The 26,201-nt window shown below is 64.1% G+C and carries 25 protein-coding genes and 1 pseudogene; 13 read left to right on the top strand and 13 right to left on the bottom strand.

What is annotated here, in order from left to right:
- Positions 1 to 164: 164 nt before the first annotated feature.
- Positions 165 to 620, top strand: a complete 456-nt coding sequence (locus tag E7T06_RS17675; RefSeq protein ID WP_168733618.1) for a DUF2269 family protein — start codon at positions 165 to 167, stop codon at positions 618 to 620.
- Positions 621 to 989: 369 nt separating this feature from the next.
- Here the strand turns inward: E7T06_RS17675 and E7T06_RS17680 are convergent, their stop codons facing one another.
- On the bottom strand, positions 990 to 1,856 hold the full coding sequence (locus E7T06_RS17680; RefSeq protein ID WP_136367086.1) for an IS3 family transposase: 867 nt from the start codon (positions 1,854 to 1,856) through the stop codon (positions 990 to 992).
- Complete coding sequence (locus E7T06_RS17685; protein WP_168733619.1) at positions 1,853 to 2,161, bottom strand: transposase; 309 nt, start codon at positions 2,159 to 2,161, stop codon at positions 1,853 to 1,855. The genes E7T06_RS17680 and E7T06_RS17685 overlap by 4 nt, the downstream gene beginning before the upstream one ends.
- 51 nt (positions 2,162 to 2,212) lie before the next feature.
- Here E7T06_RS17685 and E7T06_RS17690 point away from each other — a divergent pair.
- Positions 2,213 to 2,446: pseudogene (locus E7T06_RS17690) on the top strand (integrase core domain-containing protein); the annotation flags it as partial.
- Between the two features lie 165 nt (positions 2,447 to 2,611).
- Positions 2,612 to 2,923 (top strand): recombinase family protein, encoded by a 312-nt coding sequence (locus E7T06_RS21930; RefSeq protein WP_240741155.1) that lies wholly within the window; start codon positions 2,612 to 2,614, stop codon positions 2,921 to 2,923.
- 451 nt (positions 2,924 to 3,374) lie between these two features.
- On the opposite strand, the gene E7T06_RS17700 is transcribed toward E7T06_RS21930, so the two are convergent.
- Positions 3,375 to 4,340, bottom strand: coding sequence for a hypothetical protein (locus E7T06_RS17700; RefSeq protein ID WP_136367088.1), 966 nt, complete (start codon positions 4,338 to 4,340; stop codon positions 3,375 to 3,377).
- Positions 4,337 to 4,498 (bottom strand): hypothetical protein, encoded by a 162-nt coding sequence (locus E7T06_RS21345; RefSeq protein ID WP_168733620.1) that lies wholly within the window; start codon positions 4,496 to 4,498, stop codon positions 4,337 to 4,339. The genes E7T06_RS17700 and E7T06_RS21345 overlap by 4 nt, the downstream gene beginning before the upstream one ends.
- A 216-nt stretch (positions 4,499 to 4,714) precedes the next feature.
- Here E7T06_RS21345 and E7T06_RS17705 point away from each other — a divergent pair, with 216 nt between their 5' ends.
- Positions 4,715 to 5,245 carry a multicopper oxidase domain-containing protein gene (locus tag E7T06_RS17705; protein ID WP_136367089.1) on the top strand — a complete coding sequence of 177 codons (531 nt, stop codon included), beginning with the start codon at positions 4,715 to 4,717 and terminating at the stop codon, positions 5,243 to 5,245.
- 165 nt (positions 5,246 to 5,410) lie between these two features.
- On the opposite strand, the gene E7T06_RS17710 is transcribed toward E7T06_RS17705, so the two are convergent.
- The 3 genes from E7T06_RS17710 to E7T06_RS17720 all read right to left on the bottom strand — a co-directional run bounded on the left by E7T06_RS17710 (position 5,411) and on the right by E7T06_RS17720 (position 7,356).
- Positions 5,411 to 5,737, bottom strand: coding sequence for a transposase (locus E7T06_RS17710; protein WP_136367090.1), 327 nt, complete (start codon positions 5,735 to 5,737; stop codon positions 5,411 to 5,413).
- A 297-nt stretch (positions 5,738 to 6,034) separates the two neighbouring features.
- Complete coding sequence (locus tag E7T06_RS17715) at positions 6,035 to 6,550, bottom strand: hypothetical protein (protein WP_136367091.1); 516 nt, start codon at positions 6,548 to 6,550, stop codon at positions 6,035 to 6,037.
- A 50-nt stretch (positions 6,551 to 6,600) separates the two neighbouring features.
- Positions 6,601 to 7,356 carry a carboxypeptidase regulatory-like domain-containing protein gene (locus E7T06_RS17720; protein ID WP_168733621.1) on the bottom strand — a complete coding sequence of 252 codons (756 nt, stop codon included), beginning with the start codon at positions 7,354 to 7,356 and terminating at the stop codon, positions 6,601 to 6,603.
- Between the two features lie 699 nt (positions 7,357 to 8,055).
- Here E7T06_RS17720 and E7T06_RS17725 point away from each other — a divergent pair.
- From E7T06_RS17725 to E7T06_RS17735, 3 genes are all read left to right on the top strand, one after another.
- Entirely contained in the window at positions 8,056 to 8,358 is a 303-nt protein-coding gene (locus E7T06_RS17725; protein WP_136367093.1) for a hypothetical protein, read from the top strand.
- Positions 8,355 to 9,578 carry a hypothetical protein gene (locus tag E7T06_RS17730; RefSeq protein WP_136367094.1) on the top strand — a complete coding sequence of 408 codons (1,224 nt, stop codon included), beginning with the start codon at positions 8,355 to 8,357 and terminating at the stop codon, positions 9,576 to 9,578. The genes E7T06_RS17725 and E7T06_RS17730 overlap by 4 nt, the downstream gene beginning before the upstream one ends.
- A 429-nt stretch (positions 9,579 to 10,007) precedes the next feature.
- The gene (locus tag E7T06_RS17735; RefSeq protein ID WP_136367095.1) at positions 10,008 to 14,126 is read left to right on the top strand and encodes a BTAD domain-containing putative transcriptional regulator; all 4,119 of its coding nucleotides are present in this window, start codon (positions 10,008 to 10,010) and stop codon (positions 14,124 to 14,126) included.
- Between the two features lie 38 nt (positions 14,127 to 14,164).
- On the opposite strand, the gene E7T06_RS17740 is transcribed toward E7T06_RS17735, so the two are convergent.
- Entirely contained in the window at positions 14,165 to 15,034 is an 870-nt protein-coding gene (locus E7T06_RS17740) for a hypothetical protein (RefSeq protein ID WP_136367096.1), read from the bottom strand.
- Positions 15,035 to 15,498: 464 nt separating this feature from the next.
- Between E7T06_RS17740 and E7T06_RS17745 the strand changes: the two genes are divergently transcribed.
- On the top strand, positions 15,499 to 15,696 hold the full coding sequence (locus E7T06_RS17745) for a hypothetical protein (RefSeq protein ID WP_136367097.1): 198 nt from the start codon (positions 15,499 to 15,501) through the stop codon (positions 15,694 to 15,696).
- 362 nt (positions 15,697 to 16,058) lie between these two features.
- Here E7T06_RS17745 and E7T06_RS17750 read toward each other — a convergent pair whose 3' ends face one another.
- Both E7T06_RS17750 and E7T06_RS22130 read right to left on the bottom strand, forming a co-directional pair.
- Complete coding sequence (locus E7T06_RS17750; RefSeq protein ID WP_136367098.1) at positions 16,059 to 17,393, bottom strand: multicopper oxidase domain-containing protein; 1,335 nt, start codon at positions 17,391 to 17,393, stop codon at positions 16,059 to 16,061.
- Between the two features lie 56 nt (positions 17,394 to 17,449).
- Entirely contained in the window at positions 17,450 to 17,572 is a 123-nt protein-coding gene (locus E7T06_RS22130) for a hypothetical protein (RefSeq protein WP_276605587.1), read from the bottom strand.
- Between the two features lie 83 nt (positions 17,573 to 17,655).
- Here E7T06_RS22130 and E7T06_RS17755 point away from each other — a divergent pair, with 83 nt between their 5' ends.
- Positions 17,656 to 18,540: a hypothetical protein gene (locus E7T06_RS17755; protein ID WP_136367099.1), complete on the top strand. Its 885-nt coding sequence runs from the start codon at positions 17,656 to 17,658 to the stop codon at positions 18,538 to 18,540.
- 343 nt (positions 18,541 to 18,883) lie between these two features.
- Here the strand turns inward: E7T06_RS17755 and E7T06_RS17760 are convergent, their stop codons facing one another.
- Positions 18,884 to 19,321: a hypothetical protein gene (locus tag E7T06_RS17760; protein ID WP_136367100.1), complete on the bottom strand. Its 438-nt coding sequence runs from the start codon at positions 19,319 to 19,321 to the stop codon at positions 18,884 to 18,886.
- A gap of 158 nt (positions 19,322 to 19,479) precedes the next feature.
- Entirely contained in the window at positions 19,480 to 19,971 is a 492-nt protein-coding gene (locus E7T06_RS17765; protein ID WP_136367101.1) for a hypothetical protein, read from the bottom strand.
- A gap of 777 nt (positions 19,972 to 20,748) precedes the next feature.
- On the opposite strand from E7T06_RS17765, the gene E7T06_RS17770 reads away from it, so the two are divergent.
- The 4 genes from E7T06_RS17770 to E7T06_RS17785 all read left to right on the top strand — a co-directional run bounded on the left by E7T06_RS17770 (position 20,749) and on the right by E7T06_RS17785 (position 25,687).
- Complete coding sequence (locus E7T06_RS17770; RefSeq protein ID WP_136367102.1) at positions 20,749 to 22,620, top strand: hypothetical protein; 1,872 nt, start codon at positions 20,749 to 20,751, stop codon at positions 22,618 to 22,620.
- A gap of 77 nt (positions 22,621 to 22,697) precedes the next feature.
- Positions 22,698 to 24,179, top strand: coding sequence for a hypothetical protein (locus E7T06_RS17775; protein WP_136367103.1), 1,482 nt, complete (start codon positions 22,698 to 22,700; stop codon positions 24,177 to 24,179).
- A gap of 13 nt (positions 24,180 to 24,192) precedes the next feature.
- Positions 24,193 to 25,176: an NAD(P)H-binding protein gene (locus tag E7T06_RS17780; RefSeq protein ID WP_136367104.1), complete on the top strand. Its 984-nt coding sequence runs from the start codon at positions 24,193 to 24,195 to the stop codon at positions 25,174 to 25,176.
- A 166-nt stretch (positions 25,177 to 25,342) separates the two neighbouring features.
- The gene (locus E7T06_RS17785) at positions 25,343 to 25,687 is read left to right on the top strand and encodes a transposase (RefSeq protein WP_168733622.1); all 345 of its coding nucleotides are present in this window, start codon (positions 25,343 to 25,345) and stop codon (positions 25,685 to 25,687) included.
- Here E7T06_RS17785 and E7T06_RS21935 read toward each other — a convergent pair.
- The coding region (locus E7T06_RS21935; RefSeq protein ID WP_240741156.1) for a transposase at positions 25,639 to 26,201 on the bottom strand (563 nt) is incomplete at its 5' end. The two genes, E7T06_RS17785 and E7T06_RS21935, sit on opposite strands and share 49 nt — an antisense overlap.

The raw sequence follows: 26,201 nt of genomic DNA on the forward strand, positions 1-26,201 counted from the left end.
CTGCGTCACGAGTTCGGCGTCAAGCCGCAGCCCGAGACGGTGGCGCTGGCTGAGTCACTCTGGCGGACGGCGCCGCTCCACGCCCTGAGGGCCGGCGCCGCGCTGATGACAGCAGCATGCCCCCCAACACCCATGTTCACCCTAGCTCTTCTCAGGAGAACCCCATGCGAACCCTTGTCCTGCTCCATATCCTTAGCGCCTTCATCGGCCTCGGCCCCACCTATTTCACCGCCATACTGCTGCGCCGCTCCCAGACGCCCGCTGCCCTGCGGCACAATCTGGCGCTGTCAGAGACCATGAGCTTCTTTCCCAAGATCGGCGGGACACTCGCCGTCCTGAGCGGACTCGCGCTGATCTGGCGGGGCCACTACGGCCCGGTCACGCAGCTGTGGCTCCTGGGCTCGCTGGCGCTGTACGCGCTGATTCAGATCGTGATCATTGGCTACGCCGTGCCGCGTACCGGACGGCTAGCCGCCTGGGTGGGCAGTCCGGCAGGATCAGAGGTGGGGACGCTGCCGGGCGAACAGGCTGCCGTGCTGAGTCAGCTCCAGCGGGCTCACCTGCTGGTGGGCGCCTTGGGAGCGGGACTCCTGGTGCTGATGATCCTCAAACCCCATTGAAGGGTGGGCGTGCATTGTGCCGCGGGGGAACGTTCAGCCGCGGCACATGAGGCAACCCGTAACCTGAACAGCTGACAAGGAGGTAGGGCGACTTCGCCGCCAACGTCATGTCGGCCTTCCAGCAACGCGGCTCCGGTCACCTGCTGGATCGAAGTCTCGCGCCAAGGGGCCACTGCCTGCAACCGGAGCTGACCTGATATCTGCACACCTTGAGGGATGTCCAGGGTCAAGGGTTGACAGGGATACGCCAAGCAGGTCAAGCTCCTCAACACATAAAGATCTCAACCAATTCAACTGTGCGCTCGTCCCGCCTCCTTGATACAGAAGGCTCATCACCTGATCATGATATTGCAAGGCCTTCGTGGAGGATCAGTTCAGTGTGGCGCGGTGTTCCTCAAAGCGAGTCGGTGAGCGGTACCCTAGGCTGGAGTGACGGCGCTCGCGGTTGTAAAACACCTCAATCCACTCAAAGACTAAATTACGCGTATCAGAGCGGTTTCCTTGTGCTTTATCGAGGTTCAGCTCCAGCTTGAGGGTGGCAAAAAAGCTTTCCATCGCCGCGTTGTCCCAGCATTCTCCTTTGCGACTCATACTCTGGAGCGCCTTCAGGCGCTCCAAGGCTTGTCGGTACTCGTGACTCGCATATTGAACTCCCTGATCCGAGTGATGGAGTAAACCTCGTCCAGGACGCCGAATCTGCTGTGCCATGTCCAGTGCGGCGACCACCAACTCGGTATGAAGGGTGGCGCGCATCGCCCAGCCCACGATTTTTCGAGAGAACAGATCCATGACTACGGCAAGGTACATCCAGCCCTCCGCTACGGGTACATAGGTGATGTCGGTGGTCCATTTCTGGTTGGGCTGTTCCGCCGTGAACTCTCGATTGAGCAAATTGTCTGCGACAGGCTGTCGATGATTGGATTGGGTCGTCGTACGAAATTTACGCTTGCAGCGCACCTTCAGTCCGGCTGCCTTCATCAGCCGGGTGATGCGTGCTCGGCTGACCCGTTTTCCCTCGTCCACGAGTGCCGCCTGAACACGGGGAGCACCGTAGGTGCCCCGACTACCTTCATGAATCGTCCGAATGATTTCGGTCAGGGCGACGTCCTCGACCTGGTAGCGGTTTTCTGGCCTTCTCCACCACGCAAAATAGCCACTGACCCCGACGTCGAGTGTCCGACACAGCATCTCGATGCTGTACTGGTGACGATGTTGCTCGATAAACTGATAGATCAGTTTCCTTTGGCGAAGAAGGCCAGTGCTTTTTTCAAAATGTCGCGTTCCTGACGAGTAATCTCCAGTTCTCGTTCCAACTTCTTGAAGCGCGCTTCTTGTTCACTCAAGGCGGCGACTCCTCGCCCGGTGAACTGGGGGCGGCCTGCCGCCCCTTGCTGATCATGGTGCTGCTTCCAGCGCACCACCAAATACGGCGGAACACCCAGGTTGCGGGCGATCTCAGCACAACTTTTCTGGCTACTGATGACCAGACGCACGGCTTCTTCTTTGAACTCGGCGGTGTAGTGGTTTTTGCTGGCAGTCATATCAGTCTCCATTGTCGGTCAGACTGAACTCCTCCTCCACAAAACCTTAGCAAGATCAGCATGGGGAAGAAAGGGGATTGTGTTGACAACGCGGTGGTGGAGTCGTTCTTCTCGACCTTGAAACGGGAGTTGCTGTTAGACCACGTGTTTCACACGCGCCAGGAGGGGCGCAGCCAAGTCTTCGAGTATCTGGAAGTGTTCTACAACCGCCAGCGGCGACATTCCACTTTGGGCTACAAAACCCCACTAGAATTTGAGCAGCTCAACATTCAGGCCGTGGCGTAACTGTAAGTACGCGAAACCGAGGCAAGCTCACCTCGCTTCAACCAATGTGATGGGGAGCGTCACTCATTGGGCTCTCGATGTCGTCATTGAACTCTAGTTTAAACAGGACACCCACAGACCCCCAAAAACACGGCGTTCTTCGGCGCTAAACTGCGGAAGGTTCAAATGGGACAGCGTACCGCCCTCTACTGCCGGGTTTCCACCCATGACCAGTCGTGTGAACGACAGGAGCGAGACCTGTTGGCGTTTGCCGACCGAGCGGGCGACGAGGTCATCGCCGTGTTTAAAGAAACCGCCTCCGGCAGTCAGGATGACCGAGTGGAGCGGGCGAAAGTGTTGCAGTTGGGGCGTGAACGACAGATCAGTGTCGTTCTGGTCACTGAATTGACCCGCTGGGGTCGGTCAACGACCGACCTGTTGAGCACCTTGCAAGGTCTAGAAGCCTGCGGAGTTTCGGTGATCGCCCAAACCGGCTGACAGTTCGATCTGCGTTCCCCTCAAGGCAAGCTATTTGCGTCCCTGATGGCCGCGCTCGCAGAGTTTGAACGCGGGCGTGCTGCGAGAACGCATTCGATCCGGCGTCGCTTTAGCGCAGGAACGTGGCGTCAAATTTGCTCGCCAGCCCGGGGTTCGGATCAAAGCAGATCGCTACCAAGCAAGGGTCTTGAAGTTGCGAGCAGAAGGCTGCTTTTACCGCCAGATCGCACGCGATCTGGGTCTCAGTAAAAACACGGTGATGGAGATTATTCACCGTCAGCGGTGAAAGGGCCTCAAGGATTCCAACGACCTTGCGGAGCGAAGTCCTGAACAGGACAGCGGCGAACGTGGAATTGAGGGGTCAACGGTACGCCTCACAGCGCAGCTGAACACCGCTGTGAAGTGCAGGCACTGCAGATCACGGCTGAACGCTGAGCGGTGTGTGCGGCGCTCAGCGAGGCGTCCGCCTGAGAAGGATGTCTGTCGCCTCGCTGAGGTACTCGGCGAACGGCCCGTCAATCCGCGTGCTTGCCACGATGTTCGCCGGAAAGCCGAAGCGCCAGTCGAGCGCGGAGAGGTCACGTTTCATCCGCGCGCCCTGGAAGAGCGTCGTCCAGTTCATCTGCCTGATGGGGATGGCCGGCGCGGGAGCCGGGCAGACCAGCACGCCCGTGTCCTTCAGTTGTCCGACCTGATACGCCTTGAGGACAATCTTCTCCAGGCGAGTTTCGTTGATCGTCTGCACGTCGAGGCGGTTCACGATGAAGTCGGCCGGGTCGTTATCGAACTTGCCCTGGCAGGGCCCTTCCGGGGTGGCCTGCTGTGAGAGTACCGTGATCTGACCCTTGCCCCGGTAGAAGCCGCCCTGCAGGTCGTAGTCCAGGGGCACCACGACCTCGACATGCACAACGTAGTTCATGGCGCTGGCCTTGATGCCTGAATCGATCTGTAAGGTCAGGGCGAGGCACTTGGGCAGACGCGCCTGGATGTCGTTGATCCGCTGCGTGCCGACGCCCTTGACCGTGGCGGGCCCCAGGCTGCGCAGGATGTCCGCTCCGGTCAGGCCGTCCGGGAGATTCCCCTTCTCGCAGCTGGCCGTCAAGGCACGCAGCAGCGCGGCGATGGCGTCGTGATAGAGCCCGAGAGTCACGCCGACTTCCTTCTGGAGGCCCGTGTAGCCCAGCTCATTCAGTGTGCCGGTCACGTCGGCCGTCCGCTGCAGGGCTTTCTTGAGCTCGTCGCGCCGCCCGCTCCGGATGGCACCCTGCAGCGCCACGTTGACTTCCTGAAGGGCCCCCCGGGCCATGGCTGGGCTGCGGATGACCACGGGCGGCAGGGTCTGCGCGGATGCGGGCAGCGTTGGGGCAGCGGTCAGTAGGGCGCAGACCAGGCCTATACGGATTCTGGATGTTGTCATGGTCGGTCTCCAGAGGTGGGATCGAGACTGCCGGCCGGACCGCGCACGATCACGGCGGTGGGGGTCAGTTCAATGGATTTGACGGTGGGTGGGGGCGCTGCGCCGCCGCCGCAGGGGGACAGACTGGCGGCAGGGGTCAGGATCTGATGGGTCTTCATGGGTACTTCCCTCCTAGCCGGGTGGGCTGCTGTCACCATAGGCGGCGGCGAGTGATTCGCCGGTGATTGGACGGCCCCGCATCATCGGCGACGTTCCAGACGTCGTTTCCGGCCGCACATGGGCGAATCGGCCACCCGGAACCGGTCCATTGACCTGCCGGCGCGCTTCTGGGCCAATCAGGGCGCAATCAGGCCCCACTTCTTAAGGTTGCGGTCATGAACACACCCCTCCTGCTTCTCCTGCTGTTCGGCGCGGCCACCCTGCCGTCCGCACGAGGCGTCGGCAGCGCACCTGCCCGAACCGACCTCATCCAGCACTTCACGCAGCGCCCGACCGGCACTGTTCCGGTTTCGCAGTACACCGGTCAGGTTCGCGAGTTCACGCTGGAAGTGCGGCGCGTCACGACCGAGCTCTCTCCCGGTGTACCGGTCGAGCAGTGGGCCTTTGGCTTCCCAGGTCAGTCGGCCAGTGTGCCGAGCCTGGAACTGCGCGTGCGGCAGGGCGATCTGATGCGGATCACGCTGGTCAACACCCAGGACCAGCCCCACACCCTGCACCTGCACGGCGTCACGTCACTGGCACAGGAGATGGACGGTGTGCCGCACACCAGCGGGGTGGTTCTGCCAGGGAAGTCGTTCACGCAGGAGTTCGTGGCGACCAAGACCGGCACGTACGCCTACCACTGCCATCAGCAGACGAACGTGCACCTCGACATGGTCCTGTACGGCGCGCTGATCGAGGACTAATATGGATTCCGATTAATTCTGACACAAGGGTCACCAGTGGAACAGGGTGTGTTGGGTAATGAGGTCAGGTTGTGTTTCCAACCAGTTGCAGTGCTCACCGACCACCGCTTCCAAGGCGTCAAGATTCTCCGGACAGGTATTGGCGATGGTGGCATCCGTAAGGTGTCAGACACGTTCTACGGGTTGCCGTTCTGGAGCATAGGGAGGTAAACGCACGATCTCGATCTCCTGTGGATGTCCCTGCGGTGTAGGGACATGAAAGCCACCATTGTCTTCCACGATCAAGACGTGATGATCTTGCCCGGCTCCGACACTTTGAGCCACGGCGGTCATGACGAGCCCATAGGCCTGTTGATTGAGCGTCGGGACAATCCAGAAGCGACGTTTACTGGTCTCTGGGTTGACAAAGGCGTACACGTACAGCCATTCGTAGCGGGGGTAAACCGGGCAAACGAACGGCCGCCCCGTCGGTGCCCATGCTGTCCGGAGGATGGGTTTGAGACCTCAGCGGGGCAGAGACACGATTTCGGAACTTCACTCCGCTAAGCAGTCCTCATACTCGTCCCACTTGAAGGTACTGGTCTGACCAGGGGAAGAACATCGTGTTTATCGGCCTCTGCACGTGTCCCAACTGAACCTTTCTTCAAGTGGGACATTGAACTGGGCTGTTGGTTCAATCGGATCTCCGTTCTATAGCTTTTGCAATAGACGTGTGGGGCAGCAAATTTTCTTTAGCGGAGTAAAATTTCAGGACCGTGTTTCTGCCCCGCTCGGGAGGGCAGGGGAGGGTCAATGGGTCTTCTTCCAGTCGGCGGCGAAGGTGTCCATCAGGTCCAGAAGGCGGGCGCGCAGCCGAAACGCCAGGTTTTCTGTGTCAAAGGCAATGTCTTGTCCCCCCGCGTCCCAGAGCGTGACGTACTCAAAGCCGCCGTCGTAGTCGAAGGTCTCATCTTTTAGGTTGCCCACGGCCTTCGTCTCCAGTTTGGGGGTCACCAGGCTAAGCGTCGCTCCATACACCAGCAGCTTATCCTGGCCCGTGTTGGCCACCTCAACGCGGTAGGACAGCCATGCAGGGCACTCTGTGTAGGAGGTGGTGCTCAATTTCTGAGTGGTGGCGGTCTTGTTCAGCAACTCCTGGGCCGCCTGGGTCAGCTTTTTGTCTGGCTGCCCACGCACGAGCACCTCCGCGCGGCCCACACACACCTGCTCCGGCCCAAAGGGTTCGAGGTTGGCAGGCAGCCGGGAAGCGGACGCGCTGGCCAGGGTAGCGAGTGCAAGGGTCAAAGGTCGGAAATTTTTCATCATAGTCTCCACGGAATCAAAGGTCTTGTGTGCGAGCGGCAGTCCAGGCGAGATCACCGAAACTGCCAGTAAACGTATGCGCGGCCCGGGGCACCGCCGCTTGTGCCCTTACAAAAGGTGCCCGAAGGGGTGAATTTGACGGTCGCTTCATTCGCGTAGTTTCCGTCGGAGGCGGACACCTGAAGCGGCTCGCGCTTACCGCCCGCGCCGATGAACGTGGCCTTGACCTGATAGGTTCCGATAGGCACGTCGAGCACCATGCCCCGGGCTGGAGCAGTCTTCGTCAGGGCCTTGCCCGCGCTGCCGTCGATCAGGGGGCCGACGGGCGTGAGTTGAAGCTCGATCTCGTCCTGGGCGGTGGCCCAGCGCTCCTGCCCGAAACCAGCCATCAGGGGCATGCTGCCGCCGAAATACCCCAAGTCGCTGTAGTCGCCGTTGCCAGGGATGCGGCCCGAGAGCTGCCAGCGGAAGTTGCGTACGAGACCGTCGCGGGGGTTGAAGGGGTTGTAGTCCGACGCCTTGGGGTGGGCGAGGCGCGAGCAAAAGGTCTTGCCCTGGTACGGCACCTGCACCCAAGCGAGGGCTTGATACCCGACGGGGGGAAGGCCCGTCACCTCGTAGCGGCCGTGCTCGTCAGTCAGCATCTCAGCGACTCCGGTGGTCACGACGGGTTTGATCCAGACCTGCACGCCCTCCAGCGGCTGACCACGCGAGTCAAGCACCTGTCCCTGCACGCTGCCGGGCACCGGCTTGCCAGGGGCGGCCAGAACGGAGCTTGTCGCCATCAGGGCGAGGACCATGCGGGCCATCTTGTTGATCCTTATTCCTTGCATCTGTTTCTCCTCATCTCTGTTGGTTGCCCCATGAATCTGTCTCCTGGGGACGTGCAGTGAGCGTAGGACTCACCCTCTGATTGCCGCGTGATTGAGCGCAGAGATTCCCGGCCCCCTGAAGGGAGCGCACGGCCTGGTCAGCTGGGTGCATTTCGCCCCAAGCGTGGAGAACTGGCCGAATCACGCGGCAATCAGACCAGACGTTTTGAGGGCGAGCGCCGAGAGGCAAGGCGTTTGGAGTACAGGTTCGTGCAGGGCACCCTGCATGAAGGACGGTGCCGCTCAAGTGGCCTCCCTGAACGGCCAGGGCCGCCCCCCCACCTGTCTCCAGAGCCAGCTGTAGTCAATCGAATTGTTGTCGCTCTGGACGCCGTTTTCTCTCAAGATGTCCAGCACTGGCTCAGGCCCATCCATTCTCTGGTAACGGCCCTCAAGCAGCACGCCCGTGGCGCCAACAGGCCGGACTGTCATCCTCGTGACTGACGCTTAGCTTCAGCAGGCGCAATGAACTCAGATGTCCCTCTTGCCCTTTGCGAGTAGATCTCTCGCCTTCAGTCCGCTAACCCACAGGCCCCCACCAGAGGGAGGGTCAGCTGACTGACGAATGGTCGGCCGCCAACCTGCTGCACATCCCCCGTCATGCTGCAATCATCCCCCCCCAACTAGGCTGAGGCCATGACACAGAATTTCTCAGGCAATGACCTCCAGGAACCGCTTGAACCCGGGTTCGTGACCCCGAGCACGGAAGCATACGGGGAGCTCTGCCGGCGTGCCCGTGCGCTGGGCGACGACGCTGCCTTCCTGGCCCTGCTGCGCCGCCCGGGTCTAGAGCCCAACGCTGCCCTGCGGCTGGCGCTCGACGCCGTGCCCGCACTGGAACTCCTGCCTCTGCCCGTGCTTGCCGAGGAAATCAGAGTCGTGCTCGGGCGGGCACGCCCCTGGAGCCGCACGCCAGCCACGCGCGTGTGGCTGGCATGACGCGCCGCCTTTCCAGCCTGGCCCTCGCCGTGCTGGCGGCTGCCCCCAACACGGCTGCCTCTCCCGAGGTGGCCGGTCAATTCGCGTACTTCAGGGGCGGAACACTCTGGATCGCCAGCCGCCCCGGTCAGCCTGCCCAGCAGGTGGCAAATTCACGCGGCGCGGTGCTGCAGGCCCTCTCTCCAGTAGACGGCACGCTCGCCTTTATGACTGGCCCTGGAGGAACCGACATCCACGCCCAGAGGGTTCCGCCTCTGCGCCCGTGGTTGAGCAGGGCGCCTTACGCGAAAAGCGTGCTTGTGAGTTCGGTGGTGCCCGGGCCCACCTTTACCACCGTGCGTGCCCGTTGGCTGCGGTGGGAAGGCGACGGCCACGCCCTAATTGCAGGCAGTGACGGTGGGAACGCGGGCTGGAACCTGGTCAAGCACAAGACGTTTCTGCCCAATCCATCCGCCCTGTACCAAAGCACCTCACGGAGCGGGCAGGTAATCACCATGCTCGGCTCGGTTCAGTCCCCGGCTGACGTGGGCGTGATGCTCTACGGCCCCGGTGCCCGTCCCGGCACCGAAGTCTTTACCCGCCGCCTGCCCCGAAACCTGATGGCGGCGCTGAGAGACGCGCCGCAGCCTGCCATCCGTGAGTTCCTGGGGGATCTCGATCCCCGCGCTCAGGCGGACGACGTGAGTTGGACTGTCACGTCCCCACAGGTCACGCGCGACGGTCAGCGGGTGTATTTCGCCTCCAATGCCGGGTACGGCGTGGGCAGCGCCGGTACCACGACCTCGGCCGTCTTTGAGGCAGACGTGAGAGAGGTAAAGCTCAGGGCCTTGGGCTGGCTGGGGACCTTTGTGGGCAGTGTACTGGAGGTCACGCCCTCTCCTGATGGCAAGAAACTGCTGATTCTGGTGGCACGCCACGACAGCAATGCCCAGATCAATACCTTTGCGTACGTGGCCGATCTAGGGCACAAGAACGTGCGCGAGCTGATTGTCGCCCAAGCTCCACAGGGTACCCTCACTGTACTGAACAGTTCCTGCTGGTTGGCCGACTCGCGAACCGTCGCGCTGAGCGTGGCCTATCCCTACCCGGAGGATCTCAACCCGAAAAGTGGCTTTGAGCCTGCGGCAAGCGGCCACACCCTGTTCGTCAAGGACGCTGAAAACGGGAAAACGCTGCACCGCGTTCCTGCGGCCACGGGCGTGACCTGCGGCCCTAAATGATGCGGCCACTCCTGTCCAGGGCCGTTTCCTGATCCTCTGCGGAGCCGAAGAACCGAAGCCTCGTTCGTCCCCCACTGTGGCGCGGCATGCCTGAGCACACGCGGCGGCGGCTGTACCCCGGCAGAGATCTCCCGTTAAGGAGGTCGAAGTCCATCTGAAGATGAACCGAGCGAGGCGAGGAGGGAAGGAAGGACGCTGCACTGAAGACGGACTCGCAGAGCCGCTTGTGGCGCGGTTCCGGAACACCCCGGAGACCGCCCGATATGAAGTACAACGCCCTTAAATCATGGGTCAAAAGGAGGGTTTCTTGTGGGCCGAGCGGAGCAAGTAAAGGTCGTGAGCAGGACGTAGACTGGAGCGATCAGAAGTCTTTGTTCTGGTCGCGTCATTCGGAGAACTGCTCTAAAATAAGTCTATGCGTGGGGGCCTATGATCACGGAGTCGGTAGCAGGGACGTGGCAGGTCACGCTGCTGGGTGGGGCGGCCCTGAGCGCGCCGGGAGTGGGCTACACGCTGCTGGAGCGCAAGATGGCCGCCTGCTTCGCCTACCTGGTGCTGGAGGGGCCGACCTTCCGTGCCCGGATGGCCGATCTGCTGTGGCCGGACTCACCCGAGGCGACCGCGCGCAACAACCTCTCGCAACTGCTGCGCAAGGTCAGGCTGACCACGGGCCGGGACCTGATCACGCCGGGCAATCCCCTCGCCATCGCCGGGGACCTGGATGTGGACGTCGCGCGGCTGCGGGACCTGTTCGCTCGGGGGCAGTACGCAGAGCTCGTGGGCCTGAACCCGGCGCTGCTGCCGGGTCTCACCTACGACGACTGCCCAGACCTGGACGACTGGGTTCGCTCGGAGCGTGAGATGCTGGAGGGCTGGTGGGTTCAGGCCCTCAGCCACGAGTCGGCCCGGCTGGAACGGGAGGGTGATCTCGGCGCAGCCCTGGAACTCGCGGGGCGCTTGCTGGCCGCCGATCCTGTTTCAGAAGACGCCTACCGCCGCATGATGCGGCTGCAGTACGCGCGGGGTGACCGGGCCGCTGCCCTGCGGGCATACAGCCGCTGCGTGGAGACGCTGCGGCGCGAGTTCGGTACTGGGCCCCTGGCGGAGACGCAGGAACTGGCGCGCGAGATTGACCAGGGCACGCTCAGCGTTCCTGTGGGAACGGGCCCGGCCCGGCACGCCCTGCCGCTCGCCGTGCTCCGCCCACCCAGGTTGGTGGGCCGTGAGCGCGAGTGGGCCATGATGGAGGACGCCTGCGCGCGGGGTCTGTGGGTCTTTATCGGCGGGGAGGCGGGGAGCGGCAAGACCCGGCTGGCGCTGGATTTTGCGGCCAGCAAGGGCGAGTCCCGCGTGAACTCCGCCCGGCCGGGCGACCAGACGCAGCCGTGGGCGACCTCCATCCGTCATCTGCGGGAAGGGTTACGGCAACGGCCTGACCTGCTCCCGACCCTGGAACCGTGGGTTCGTCTGGAACTCTCACGCCTGCTGCCCGAACTCGCGCTGAACGGGCAAGATCCTCCGCCTATCGTGAACGAGGAGGAGATGTTGCGGCTGCGTCACGCGGTGTTCATTCTCCAACTCGCTCTCCATGAGGGGGCACAGACCAGCGTGGCCGACGACTGGCAGTATTTCGATCAGCAGACCAATACCAACGGCCAGTACCTCTACGGCCCAGCGAGCCGGGCCCGCAGCTCACGCAGCCTGCCGCCCCTCATCGTGACCTACCGCCCCAGCGAATTGCCGCAGGAAAGTTGGGCCCTCCTACGGCAATTCGTGGCGCAGGGACTGGCTGTGAGCATCACCTTAGGCCCCCTGGACGAGGACAGTCTGGGAGCGCTGATGGACGATCTGGACGTGCCGAACGATCCTTCCACCCGGAACCGGCTGATCCGGCACACCGGCGGCAATCCGGTGTTTCTCCTCGAAACGGTCAAGCACCTGATCGAGACCGGTCAGTTTGGAAAGAGCCTGCCCGAGCGGCTGCCGCTGCCCGTCAAGGTCGCGCAGGTCATTGAGCAGCGCCTGAACGGGTTGTCTACCCCGGCCCTTCAGGCGGCGCGGGCCGCGGCCATCTTGCAGCGAGACTTTACGGTAGACCTCGTGGCCGACATGTTAGGCGCGCCCCTTCTCGAGCTGTTGGAGGCCTGGGGCGAACTGGAATCGGCCCAGGTCGTGCGCGGTGACGGCTTCTGGCATGACCTGATCTATGAGGCGGTGGCCGCACAGATCCCGAACTCGGTACACACCCTTCTTCACCGCAACGCCGCGCGGGCCCTGGAGCGCTCCGGGGCCAACCCACTGCGCACTGCCCAGCACTGGCTGAGCGGTGAGAACGCGCAGGCGGCCCTGCCCCACCTGCGCGCAGCCGAACGCGCAGCCCGCGACAACTTCCGTCTGGACGACGCCCGAGTCCTGCAGGAGCGCATTGCCGAGATAGGGGGAGAAACTGGGGGGCTGGACGCCCCTGAACCTCGCCCGCACAGCCTGCCCCTGCCCAGCACCTCCTTCCACGGGCGGGAAGCTGCTCGCCTGGAGGTGCAGGCGTTGCTGGCGGGTGGGATCCGGCTGCTGACCCTGACCGGGCCGGGCGGCGTGGGCAAGACGCGGCTGGCCCTGGAGGTCGCCCGCGCCACCGAGAGCCGCTACGAGGGCGGGATGACCTTCGTGTCGCTGGCCGACCTGACCGATCCACGTGGACTGGCCGCCGCCCTCATGAACGGATTTGGGCTTCCGGTGGGAACCCCGGAAGATCCACTGGTCGCGCTGGGCCGGGAGCTGGGGCACAGGCGGCATCTGCTCGTGCTTGACAACCTGGAGCAGGTCGTGGAGGGGGCCGCCTTCCTCGCGCAGATGCTCAGGGCCGCGCCAGGGCTTCAGCTGCTCGTGACCAGCCGGATCCCACTGTCTCTTTCCGGCGAGCAGGTGTACGCCGTGGAACCGCTGCCGCTCCCCGGCTCCTTTCAGGGAGACCCGCAAGAGGCGCTGTCGCGGTCTGCGGGGCTCGCGCTGTTCGTCGACCGGGCACAGGCGGTCAGCCCCGGATTCGGGCTGACCGACCAGAACCTGCCCGTGATCGGGGCCATTTTGCGCCAACTCGATGGGCTTCCGCTGGCCATCGAACTCGCGGCGGCCCGGCTGCGGGCCATGCCGCCCGCCGCGCTGCAAAATCGCCTGGAGCGGGCGCTTCCCATGCTGGTTCACGGCGCGCGCGACCTGCCCGACCGGCACCGAACCCTGCGGGCCACCATCGCCTGGAGCGTGACCCTCCTTCCAGAGGCCGAACGAACCCTACTGGGGCGGCTCTCGGTGTTCAGGGGCGGCTGGACACTGGACGCCGCCGAACGGGTGGCCGACGCCACGGGCACGCTCGACGTACTCGAACGGCTCGGCACCTTGATCGAGCACAGCCTCGTGCGCTGGACCGAGGAATCTGGCCTAGAACCGAGGTACACGATGCTCGCCACGGTGCGCGAGTACGCCTGGGAGGAACTGGAGGCGTCCGGAGAGCTGGCCGAGGTGCGCCGTCTTCACGCAGCGTTCATGCTGAACTTTATGCGCCGCGCCGCAGAGGGGGTCAGCGGTTCCGGGCATAAACGCTGGGTGCAGGATCTGGAGGGCGAGATGAGCAACGTTTTCGCCGCCCTAGATACCCTGACGGGCACCGGACAGCTGGAGGACGCGGCAGAGCTCGCCGAGCTGATCTGCCTGATGGCTCCTCTCAACCCCTGGTTCATCGAAGGTGTGAACGCTCTGACGCCGCTGGTGGAGCATCCGGCGCTGGGCAGCCTCTCGAACCGGGGCCAGGCCCGTATTGCCCTGGCGCGTGGCGTACGCGCCTTCTGGCACAAGGATCTGAGCGCCACCGAGACCTTCATGACCGAGGGAACCCGGCGGTATGCAGATGAGGGGGTGGTGGTCGGGCAGGTTCTGGCCCTCGGCTACCGCACCTTTGCCGTGATGCAGCGGGGAGATTTCGAGGAGGCCGACCGGCTCTCGCGGGAGTCCATCGCGCTTGCCGAAGAGTATGGCGATCCGTTCATCACGTCTATGGCCCTGCACGCCCGCATGATCGTGCCGCAGGTTCGTCAAGACATTCCAGAGATCACGCGCCTCTCCTGGCGGATGCACGAGGTCGCCCTTCAGACCGACAGCACGTTCTCGCTGATGTCGGCCCGTGTTCTTCTTGCCGAGGCAGAACGCCTCGCCGGACGGTTTGGTGAGGCGGCGGCGCACCTGACTCAGGCGGGCCTCCACGCCGCCGCCCTCGACTCGGGCACCGGGTGTCTGACCGTACTCACAGGCTGGGCACAGCTGGCGCTCGCCCGCGGCGACGGGCCGGTGCTGGGCTGGCTCACAGGCGTGCTGGAGGGTCATCTCCAATTCATCCGCTGGGACAGTGAGAGTGCGGCGACGCTGGCGCAAGTGGAACGCTCCGCGCGGGTGCTGCTGAACCCAGACCTGTTCAGCGAGCGGCGCCGGCGCGGACGGCAGGTCGGACTCCGGGAGGCACTGACCCTGCTCGCGCGCGGACAGGGCCAACCCGGATGACGCTGTGGGAGCCTCAACGCCCCCAGCCGGTCTGAACGTCACTTCTGGGCAGTCTTTGCCACCACCGTGAAGGGGCGGATCATGCCCAGGGCGGCGTGCGGCGCTCCCTGATGGCTGGGGCTGGGAATGCCGCACAGCAGGAGGTAGTCTCCGGGCGTGAGATTCAGGTGCGCGTATGAGGTTCGGCCCTGGGCAACGGCCTGCGCTCCGCCCATGGGGATCAGCGGCATGGGTCCCTCGGGCTGTTTCAGGTAGGCCGCCACGTCCTCCACCGTTTTGCCGGGGGCGATTCTGAACACCAGCATCTCGTGACCCTCTGGCCCGCCGTTCATCACCTCCCACACCTGCGGCCCCTCGGTGATCGCTCTCCCCTTAGGCAGTTCGAAGCCGTAGTCCACCAGCTTGACCTGCAGGCCGGCCTGGGGCGGCTGGGTCTGGGCACCTGCGCCCTTCGTGACCTGAAAGCTCTGCACCATGCCCAGTGCGAGGTGGGGCACCCCCTTGGCGTCGGGAATGAAGCACAGCTCCAGGTAGGTGCCGGGCTCAGTCAGGTTCAGCGTGACTTGCTGCGCCTGTCCCGGCAGCAGCATCCCCACGCCGCCCACCAGATCGACGCTGGCCAGGGCCGCTCCCTCGTTCTCCTTCAACTTCGTCAGAAAGTCTGCCTGCGTCATGTGGCCGGGCAAGCGGACAATCTGCAGGTGGTGCGGTTCCTGGCCGGTATTCTTCAGCTCGAAGGTCGTCCAGCCCATTTTCACGCTTGCGGGCGTCACGAACTTGTAGTCTTGCCCCCGAACCTGTACGGCGGCCGGCGCGTGGGTATGCCCCGTGTGGGCCAGCGCAGGCCCGGCGAGCGTGGCGATCAGGGCGAGGGTCAGCAGTGGGCGCAGAGCGGTGGTCTTCGTCATGGTTGTTCCTCCTGGGCCGGGGCCAGGAATGCGGCTCCGGCGTGAATGAACCGTAAAAGAGGTGGTCTGATTCCGGCGTGATTGAGGGCGCGCGCTCCGGCTTGCCCTTGGGGAGAGGCCGCCGAACCTTCAGGCGCTCCGCCCAGGTGTGGCCCCGAGGTGTCGGCTCCCACCGCCTCCGGCCCGGTTTTTGGTGAAGGAACGGCTGGCGGTGGCCCAGACGCAGCGCCCACACTCCGAAGTGCAGTCGTTCAGCGGGCGTGGATGAACGCGGGGACGGTCAATCATCGGCCAATCAGAGACGGTGTTTTACGGTGCACTTCACCGGGCAATCCCGTCAGAAAGGGGCCGCGCCCAGAGGCCGCTTTCTGACCCGACGCCGGTTTCGCCGCCGACTGCCCGGCCAGGCAACGGGGCTCACGAGGTTCCCACCGCTTCTCCCCGACTGCTCCTGAGGTTTAAGCATGAACGACTTCCCTCACCCGCCTCTCCCTGAACACACCGTCTACTTGCTGCGCATCTGGCACGAACTGGACGGCTCGAAAGTAGTGTGGCGCGCCTCGGTGCTGCTGCCCTACGGCACGCAGCGCCGCTACTTCGCGACCCCCGACGCTCTGCTGGAGTTCCTGAATGCCCAGGTGCGTGATCCGGAGCCGGAGTAGGGTGCACCGGCCGCCATACTTCCCTCCTGCCCGGCGGAGCGAGGCGCTTTCCACCAGAAGGAAGGATCAAAGTCGTCCATTCTGTTCACGAATCATGCTGTTCTCTTGACGAGAAACGTTGCAAGCACCTGTTCTGTCCGTCTGGCGTGTCCAGCAGAACGGATGAACCGTGTCCGGCGACCCGGCCAGGACTCAAGGCGGGCCGTGGCGCACTCCCCACGCCGAGCGGCTGGCCGGGCCGCGAGAATTCAGCCCTGATGCAGTTCTCTGTTCTGGTGATGCCCTTCATGCGCCCCGCTCGGCCAGAAAGAGGGATTCTTGTCGGCAACCGCGCTGGAGACGGCCCGAGGTTGACCGCTGCTCTATTCCACCTCAACGGTTCCGGACATGAAGGGGTGGGGCAGGCAGTGGTACGTAAAGCTTCCCTTCTCAGGAAAAGTGACCGTGGCGTGCCCGTGGGCTGGCAACGCGGAGTGCATTTCCCGTCCACCCACCGTCAGGACGACCTCGTGAGCCACGCTGTCGTGGTTCTCCCAGGTCACGCTTCCTCCCGCCTTGATCCGGACGGCCTCTGGGCTGAACTCGAAATTTGAGACGCTGATGACGGCCTCAGCGCTGGCCGCGCTTCCGGCTCCGTTCATGTCCGGCAGGTGCTGGTGCCCTGCTGCATGGGCGTCCTGAAGTATGGGGGTGCCGTCTGCCCGTAGAGCCGGACTTCCCTCGACATCGAAGTGCATGCCGCCCGGATACTCCCCACGGGCGGTATTCGCGTTGCTGTTGTGGTCATGCCAGGGAAAGGTTCCGTCCCGCCCCTTGACCAGCGTGTCGTACCGCTCCCCCGGCAGGATCGGCAGGGTGTCGGCCACATACGGAACAGGCAGGTCGTGTCCGTCCTTGGCGACCACCAGAAAACTCGTTCCATGCAGGTGCAGGCTGTGTGGCTGCGCCCCCAGATTCAGGAGGCGCACCCGATGGGTCTCGCCCGCGGGGATCTTCAGGGGCGGGATGAGGGGGAATGCCTTGCCGTTGACCAGGAACTCGTCGTAGTCGGGGTGGTAGGGCAACTGGGCCGGGTCATGGCGGCTGTCCCACTCATCGAGAATCAGGGTGTGATCCCTCGACCACGCCAGTTGCTCGTCCGGGTCTTCTACGATCAGTGCCCCGTACATGCCCATATCCAGGTGAACGTTGGTCTGAAAGTGGCAGTGGTAGGCGTGCGTGCCTGCCTCAGTGGCGACGAACTCATAGGTGAAGGACTGGCCGGGCAAGACCTCATGGCTGAGGTGAGGCACCCCGTCCATTTCCTGAGAGAGCGAGGTGATGCCGTGCAGGTGCAGGGCGTGCGGCTGGTCATGGGTGTTGTGCAGCGTGATGCGGACGTGTTCGCCGAGCTTGACGTGAAGTTCGGGGCCGGGGACGGTGGCGGGCTGACCCGGGAAGCCGAAGGCCCACTGCTGCACACTCACCCCAGGGGCAATCTCAGTCTGGACGCGGTGAACTTCCAGCGTGAACTCGCGCACGCCGCCTGTGGCCCGCGAGAGCGGAACAGTGCCCTCCGGACGGGCCAGAAACTGCTGCATGATCTCGGTACGGCTGAGGGTCGGCGGCAACTCGCCGTGTGCGAGCGCCGCGCTCAGGCTGAGGGCCACCAGCACACAGGCACCAGAAAGAGTGGGAGAAACACGCGCCTTGAACATGCGGTCAGCGTAAGAGGCCCCGCATGATTCGCCCGTGATTGGTGCGGAACCGTTGGCTACACGCCGCTCCAGCTCCAGCAGCGCCCTGCCAAAGCCTGCTCTCCCGGACACTCGAAGCCGCCCCCCATGCCGCGCTCTGGGTCGTCTTGAGGCCGGACAGTGCGCTGATCCTGCCACATTCGGGGGTCTTCAGCCGATCACGCCGGAATCAGGTTGGGGGCAGTACGGTTCGCTCACAGTGCTGGCCCTGGGAGGTTTATCCATGTTCAAGCGCCTGTCCACATTCACAGTATTCACAGTCCACGCTCTCGCCTTCGCGCGGCTCGCCGGTTCTCCAGAGGCGTCCGCCGCCGCCCAAGCCGTGCCGCCCCTCGTGCTGTACAACGAACAGACGGCCAGAGGTGCCCTGCAAGAAGCAAACACAGCCCTCAGGGACCCGGTGAACAGTCGGTCACGCGATCAACTGCTCAGCGCCATCCAGAAGTTCCTCAAAGCGGTCGATGACCTCGCCACGCTCGATTACACAGGCCTGCAAGACGAGATCAGGCGCAGCCGAGCGCTGCATTACGCTGCGCTCAAAACGCTGCTGGAAGTGATGACGGCGCGGTGCGAGCAGGGCAGTGTGCCGGACGAGCTGGCGGCGGGCGACATTTTACGCGTACTGGACGACTCGGCGAGGCAGGGCATCGGCCCCTCCACCCTCAACGCCCTGATCAACCGCGTGCTGGGCTGTCTCGCCCTCGACCTGAAGATCGATTCGAGAATCACGGACGTCAAGTCGGGGTTTATCAGACACGTGGAAGTTCGGGTGCGGCTCAACTCCAACCTCGCGGCGGGCATGTATTCGGGTGAGAGCGTCATGATACCCCTGCTGTACAGCGTTCCTTCGTTGCAGGGCAGCGTTCCTTCGTTGGGGGGCAAATGCTCTGTTTCCTGGCCCGGCGTCCTAAATGCGTTTACGGTGCAGCGTCTCAAACTTGAGCGCGACAGTGATTTCGTCCTGCGCGACGTTGTCCTCGATCAATACGATCCAGGCGAGGGGATGGAGGTCGTGACGCTGTCGTTTCCTCCGGGCGGGAAGGTCGCCCCATTCCCTCGCCCAACTGGGGGGCCTTCTCGACGGCCCGGCGGGCCACCCAGGGCCTGACCCTCAAGGAGTGGCGATTTGGGGTTCCTGCGGGTGCCGTTGCCTCCAAGTCCATCGAGCAGACGGTCGCGGGCGTGCTGGTGGAGGCGACAGCTATCCTGCTGACCCGCGCCGCGAAACCCTGAGGGCGGGGACGGTCTGAGAAGCGGGGAGTGACGGGTTCAGGACACTGCCCTGGGCAGGCACTCGCAGAGCAACAGGCAGCGCGGTTCCAGAACCTCAGCGGAACCGCGCCGCCTGTTGCTCCTGCTCCGCTCCTGGTTCTGCCACAGGGCAAGTTGAAGTTGGTGGATCAGGAGATGTCCGTGTTGGCGGCGCGGGCAATGACTCTGCGCCGTTCACCTTAAGGATTGGCCGCCTGCCAGTCTTCAACGAACTGGGCGAACATGAACCGGGCATCCTCCAGCAGCCGCAGCCTGATGGCGGTCTCACCGGGACTCACCTGGCCGTATTTGACGCCTGACCAACGGAGTGGGCTGTTGGAGAACCAGACGCCTGTTGCCTGCACCTCATTGGACACACGGCCCGAAACCAAGGTTTCTACAGCGCTGCTCCCGCGCACCGGCGTGACGTTCAGGAACAGGGTCAGGGCAGCGGGCGACTTGCTGCAGCCGGGGGCCTCCACAAACCGCACGCCCTGGCTGTGGAGGAAGGATTTCAGCTCGCTATAGAGGCGATCTGCCAGCGTGGAAGGGGTTGACCCAGGCACGCCTGAGACGAAGACCGAAGTTGTGGGGTTCAGGCAGAGCGTCACTCCCGCCAGAGAGGGTGGGGCGCTCATGGCCGCAGCCACCCCCAGAGGGCAACGGTACACCAGGCGCGCCGCACCCGGCTCCGCCGCCTTTTCGGCAGCGCCGGGCGGAGGCCGCCCAGCGGAAGCTCTGCAGCTGAATCATTCACCGCCCTGCTCTTCATGTTGAGTCCTCCCAGTGCAGTTGTTCACTGCTTGTAGCGTCCGTAATGCGCCTCGGCGGTGCCTTTCAGGTTCTGGAGCACCATGATGTCGGCCCCGGTGGAATCCTTCTCAAAATGCACGGCCCAGGTTTCAGGGTTGATCTTGTTTGTCTGCCAGCTGTTTGACGGCGTGCAGGTGTAGCCTTTGCTGACCCCCTCGCTTGGGCGGTAGGTGATCTTGTCGCCGGCCATTTTCACCGTGCCCTTCTCGTAGAAGTAGGCCTTGGAGGTGCAGCTGTAGGTGGTCAGGGACAGCAGCCTGGTGCGCTCATAGTGGCCACTGGCCAGGAAAGTGACGATCTCTGAAGCGCCGCTGGCGTCCTGCCATTTGTTGGTGTTGAGGTCGTAATACTCGGTGGACGACAGCGTGCCGTACAGCCAGCTGCCAAGCAGGGGTGCCCGGATAGGCGGCCCGCTCTGCACGGCGAGGGTGGTGGACGTCAGGACGAAAGACAGGCTGAGCATGTACCGGTGCATTGGAGGTTCTCCCAGATGAGACGCCGCAGTTCTGGACGCCGTAGTTTTGATGTGCAGGGGTTGGCGTGACGACTGGTACCTGGCTCCAGGCTTGAGGACGCCGCACAGGCCAGTGCCGCGCAACCCCGAGAGGTGGCTGGAACACGCGGGGCGGGGCGCGCCCGTGCGCGTGTGGCCCCGGCGGCCGCCGCAGGCGAGGCGCTACAGCCTCTGCCCACAAGAGGGTTCCTCGTGCGCAGGGCGGGGCGAGGGAAGGTCGCAGGCAGTCCGCAGACTGGCGTGTCCAGAAGGCTTTGTGCTGGTCGCGTCCCTCACCGCACTGCTCTGGAGCAGGCTCAGGGCGCGTTCTCTGTGCCGAGTCCAGCCGCGCCTGAGCCGCACAGTCGCCCCCTCAGCCGGGCCGTTGCCGCCGGTGGGTACGGCCTTCAGGCTCGGCACGGAACTGCATAGACCGTGTGCTGGCTGAAGCGGCGTCAGCCGGTTCTGAGTGCCTGGTCTGGCGGAGGTCACTGGGTTGGTGGGGCTGAACTTCCACTGACGAGCAGCAGGGGTGGATGAGCGCATGGTTCCTCCTGGTGGGCCTACCCTAAAACCTCCACCCTGATTCCCGCGTGATTGGGCCGCGTTCTTTCTGGTCGCCCGCTGACAGCGCCTGCCTGGGGGGTTGGGCCCGGCAGACACGGCCCTGAACCTCCGAAAAGCGTGCTGTCCCCAATCACGGGCCGATCAGACCAGCCGGGTCACGCTGTCCTCGCCATACGGCAAGGAGGCTTCACCATGAATAAGACCCTGACCGCCAGCACCCTGCTGCTGACCGCCCTACTCTCGGCCTGCACCACAGGCGGCACCTCCCCGACGCCCAGCATCAAGACCACTGAACTCACTCCGGCGAGTGTCAGTGTTCAGGTCGGCCAGACGGCTGCCTTGAGCGCCACAGCCAAGGACGAGCAGGGCCAGGCCATCCCCAATGTCGGCTTTACCTGGAAATCCAACCAGGAGGCCGTGGCGAAGGTCGTCGGAGGCGTCGTCACGGGCCTGAGCATCGGAGCGGCGGGCATCACGGCCAGCGCGGGCGGGGTAAGCAGCAACGCGGCCAGTGTGACGGTCACCCAGAACCAGCCTCAGCCGGGCGGCAGCTTCGACCTGACCGTGTCCGGCGATAAACTGCCGGTCATCACCGGAACGGGCGCGAGTCTAACGGTGAACGTGACGCGCCGGGGCGGCTTCACCGGTGCCGTGACGCTGGGCCTGACGGGCCTGCCCACCGGGGCCAGCGGCGCCGCCATCACCATCCCGGGGGGTCAGACCAGCGCTGTGGTCACGGTGAGCGCGGCTGCGGCTGCCCCGCACTCGCAGCCCACCGCAGTGACGCTCAGGGGCACTGCCACTGGAGTGTCCGACGTTTCCAAAACGGTGACCGTCACGGTGCGGGGCCCCGCAGGCAGCCTGGACACCACGTTCGGTGCGGGCGGCGTCGCCGTGAATGCCGTCGGCACGGGGGAAGACTACAGTTACGCCCTGGCCGTGCAGCCCGACGGCAAAGTGCTGATGGCGGGCACGGCCTTTGCCTCCTCTGATGACTTTGCGGTGGTGCGGTACACCCGTGACGGCGCGCTCGACCCCACCTTCGGCACAGGCGGTAAGGTGCTCGTCGACTTTGCGGGCAAATCGGATATCGCCCGCGCCTTGGCCTTTCAGGAAGACGGCAAGATCGTCGTCGCGGGCAGCATGACCAACGCTGCGAATGAAGAACGCTTCGGGATCGCCCGCCTGACGGCGACAGGCAGCTTGGATACCACCTTTGGCGAGGGTGGCCGGGTCACGCCCACTTTTCCCGGCTCCTCAGCAGACCGTGCTCAGGCGCTGCTGGTGCAGGCCGACGGCAAGGTCGTCACCGGCGGTTTTGCTTCCTTCGCCTCGGGCACGACCGGGCAGGACTTCGCGCTGGTGCGGTACAGCGTGAACGGCGTTCTGGACACAGGTTTTGGCTCGGGCGGCGTCGTCACCACAGCACTGGGCGGCAGTAACGCCAAGGACACGGTGCGGGCGCTCGCGGCGCAGGGGAACCGGATCGTGGCCGTGGGCGGCGACGGTGACTTCAAGGCGGCGCGCTATACCCCGGGCGGGCAGCTTGACGCCTCCTTCGGCTCGGGCGGCAAGCTGAGCGCCCTCTTTGCGGGCAGCATCGGCGTGGCGAACGCGGTTGCCGTGGATGCCCAGGGCCGCCTGGTGCTGGCCGGAAACAGCGAGAACGACACCGCCGTGGTTCGGCTGGGTGCAGACGGTGCACTGGACACAACCTTCGGCACGGGCGGCCAGCAGGTTGTCAGGCTCAGTGAGAACTGGGACAGCGCCACGGGCGTCGCCGTGCAGGCCGACGGCAAGCTCGTGCTGGGCGGCTGGGTATATGAGGGCAATTCGTCTGCCGGGAACTTCGCCGTGACCCGCTTGGAGGCGAACGGGACGCGGGACGCGGGCTTCGGCCAGGGCGGCACAGCCCTCACGCCCGTCGCCCCCGGCTCCAAGGCCGATGAGGCGCAGGCGCTGGTCCTGCAACCAGACGAGCGCATCCCAGCCACCCGCATCGTGCTGGGCGGGCACCGCAACGACGCCAACAACGACTTCGTCCTCACCCGCTACTGGCCCTGAACGGGGGCAGCGGGCGGGGTAGCGAGACCCACCGTCGCCCCCGGCTCATAGCTCACCCCTTCCCAGGAGACCCTGAGATGCGCACACCTGTTCTGATTGCGGCCACCCTGCTCCTTGGCCTGACCGCCTGTGGCGGCGGCACGCCCTCTAGCAGCCCGAATCCCGCGCCGCCAACCGCTGCTGAAACGCCTCGAGCCTTTCCCGTGGGGATACCCACCGGAACGCCCACGCAGGCAACCATTGGCGCGGCGGGCGGAACCCTCGGCACGTCCGGCGGTGCGGTTCGCATCGACATTCCCGCTGGGGCACTCGCTGGTGACCAGACGGTTGGAATCCAACCTATTACCCGTACCGTCCCGGGGGGCACTGGCCAGGCTTACCGACTGACCTCGGAGGGACTGACCTTCGCCAAGCCTGTCCGCCTCACCTTCGCCTATACAGACCAGGACGTGATCGGCTCGGCACCGCTGGCGCTGAGTATCGGTTTTCAGCACCAGAACGGTGTATGGCAGTATTACCATACGCCGACCCGCGATCCCACCGCACAAACCGTTTCCGTCGAAACCACCCATTTTAGCGACTGGTCGCTGCTGGAAGGGGTACAGCTCCGGCCCGATCTGTCCGAGGTTGAGATCAGAGAACAGCTTTCGTTGCAGGTCGTGTCCTGCCTGTGGCCGGAGGATGGTGGACCGGACAAAGTCACATACGGCTACGAGTGCGGCCCCTCGGCGGTGGCCTTTACGGCACGGGACTGGGCGGCGAATGGCGTCATGGGCGGCAACGCCAGTGTAGGGACCGTGGGCGATACAGGCACCAGCTCCGGTGCGGCTGTCTACACCGCTCCAGCGAAAAAGCCCAGCCAGAACCCTGTCGCGGTGTCGGTGAACGTGTCCGACCTGACTCTGGGCGACATTACCCTGGTCGCCCGGGTGAGGGTCAAAGATCCTGCGAACAGCGACAAGGGCACCGTCACCTACACCGAAACGGGCACGAAAACCCGGACTGCGGCGGCTCCCTGGGCGGGCGGCGGTCAGAAAACCTATCAGAACAAGCACACCTACACCGTCACGGGTACGGAAGTCGTGGCGGACGGACGCCTGAACCTGACCTTCGAGCAAGCGGGCACCGCCTCATACGACGAGGCCGATCATCAGGAGTGGAAGGTTTACTCAGTGTGCCAAGCGGGGGGCCCCGAGGTGTTGCGCGAGCACCACATCCATGACCTGAAGTACAGCATGACCGGCCTGCTCAAGGCGCCGGCCAAAGGCGACCTCCTCGTGAAGGACGGCGACTACCAGCTCTTCGTGAACACTGCTTCTGGCCAGATGGGCGGCCCCTACACCCGGTGGAGCTGGTACAAGCTGTACTGCGGCGGCGAGCAAGACGACCGGGTCGACCGCACGGAGACGTACCCAGTGACTGCGGACATCAACCGCGTTTTGCAGGGGAAAGTTGGGCCGAGCGGTGAATTGAGAGGGTCATACGAGACCCAGGGCGAGGCGCTGAACATGCCCACGACCATCCGTGTGGAGTGGAACCTTTCGCCCGAATCACAGTGAGGAGAGAACCACGATGAACAAAACGTCCCAACCAATGTCTGCCCTAGCCCTCCCTAGCCGGCCCATACTCGTCGCAGGGGCCACCGGCGCCATCGGCTCCCAAGTGGTGCGGGCGCTGCTCGCACGCGGCGCACAGGTGCGCGTGTTCGTCCGCTCGCCCGAAAAAGTTCATGACTTGCCGCCGGAGGTGGAACGCGCTGTCGGCACGCTGGAAGACCGCGAGTCTATCGTTCAAGCCCTTAAAGGGAGCCACGCTGCCTTTTACGTCTCGCCGCATGATGAGCGTGAGGAGCAGTTCGCCGAGCACTTCGTCTCGGCTTGTGAAGGGGCCGGTGTGCGGCTGGTGTTTTCCGGCGTCCATGCAAGTGGCACCAACCGCCTGAGCCGCTTCATGCAGCGGACGATCTTTGGCTTGCTGATGCCGCATTACCAGCCCAAGCTGCGCCTGGCCGAACGGGTGCGCACTTCACACACCAACCCCGTGCTATTGATGCCTGGCAACTACTTTCAGATGGATGAAGTGTGCCGGGAGGAGCTGTTGGCCGGACGTTATCCTTTGCCCCTGGGACGGATTCCGCGCGTGGATACGCGGGATGTGGGCGAGGCGGCGGCGCGGGCCCTGCTCGACGCCTCCGTAAAGAGCGGTGGCTACGCACTCGTTGGACCCGAGTCCTTGAGCGGCGAGGACACGGCGGTCCACTGGAGCGCGGCGCTGGGGCAGCCTGTGCAGTACGCGCCCAACCTCGCGGAAATGGATGCCCTCTTTGTCCGGGCGTATGGGGGCCGCAAGGCGCTGGACTGCCAAAAGAGCTACCGGCTGGTCGGCAAAGTCAAGATGGGCACGTCCGCCGCGGATCTCCGGCAGACCACCTTTCTGCTGGGCTGTCCTCCACGCTCTTTTGCCGAGTACGCCCAGGAGGTGGCGGCAGGGTGGCAGGCGGCGGGGCCGCCGGTTCCCCCTCATGCAGGCCCCCGCCTCCCGTCGGCCGCCTCCTAACGGTGGTGTGGCCTTCATTGACGTCATGACAGGCTGAGGGCAGGGGTGGTCTGAACCTCAGACCACCCCTGTAGTGGGCATACCTCGCTTTCACGTACTTGAAGAAACTGATCTTGCTAGGGTTCTGTGGAGGAGGAGTTCAGTCTGACCGACAATGGAGACTGAGATGACCGCCAGTAAAAACCACTACACCGCCGAGTTCAAAGAAGAAGCCGTGCGTCTGGTGATCAGCAGCCAGAAAAGCTGTGCAGCGATTGCGCGCAACCTCGGTGTGCCGCCCTATTTGGTGGTGCGCTGGAAACAGCAGCATGAGCAGCAAGGGGCGGCGGGCCGCCCCCAGTTCACCGGACGCGGTGTCGCCGCGTTGAGTGAGCAGGAAGCGCGATTCAAGAAGTTAGAACGAGAACTAGAAATTACCCGTCAGGAACGCGATATTCTAGATAGGGTGTCGCTGCTGGGTTGTCAAGTCTTTGGCTGGGCGGTTGTCGGTGTTGGGCCGGCTCCGTCTTGAGAACGACAAAAATTATCCTGATAAGGGCGCCCAGATTTGACGACTGCCAACCCGGTGATCAAGAGTTTACGTCCCAGTGCCACTAACGCCACTTTGGCTGGTTTGCCCGTGTCCCGTAAATGGCGGTAGTAGGTTCGCATTCGGCTGTGTGATTTTGACGCGCCCAAGGCCGAGAGATACGCGATCCGTCGCAGGCGGGCGTTGCCGGTCTTCGAAATCCGTCCTTGACCGCGTTTGGATCCCGATTGGTGTGGGGAAGGCGCCATGCCTGCGGCCGCCGAGATTTCTCGTCCGGTGTCCAGCTGGGCAAATCCTATGGTCTCTGCCAGAATGGTCGCCGCCGCCACGAAGGCAAACCCCGGCACACTCAGCAGCAACTTCAGTTGCTGCGACAACAGTCCATCCGCCTCGATCAGCGCACGCATCGCGGCCTCAATCTCTCCGACTTGCCCAACCAGGAGGTCTAACCGCTGCTGGGTGAGCTTGACGACGGTCTCCGAAGCACGATGGGCGT

This window comes from Deinococcus sp. Arct2-2 (assembly GCF_004801315.1).
GTDB lineage: Bacteria > Deinococcota > Deinococci > Deinococcales > Deinococcaceae > Deinococcus.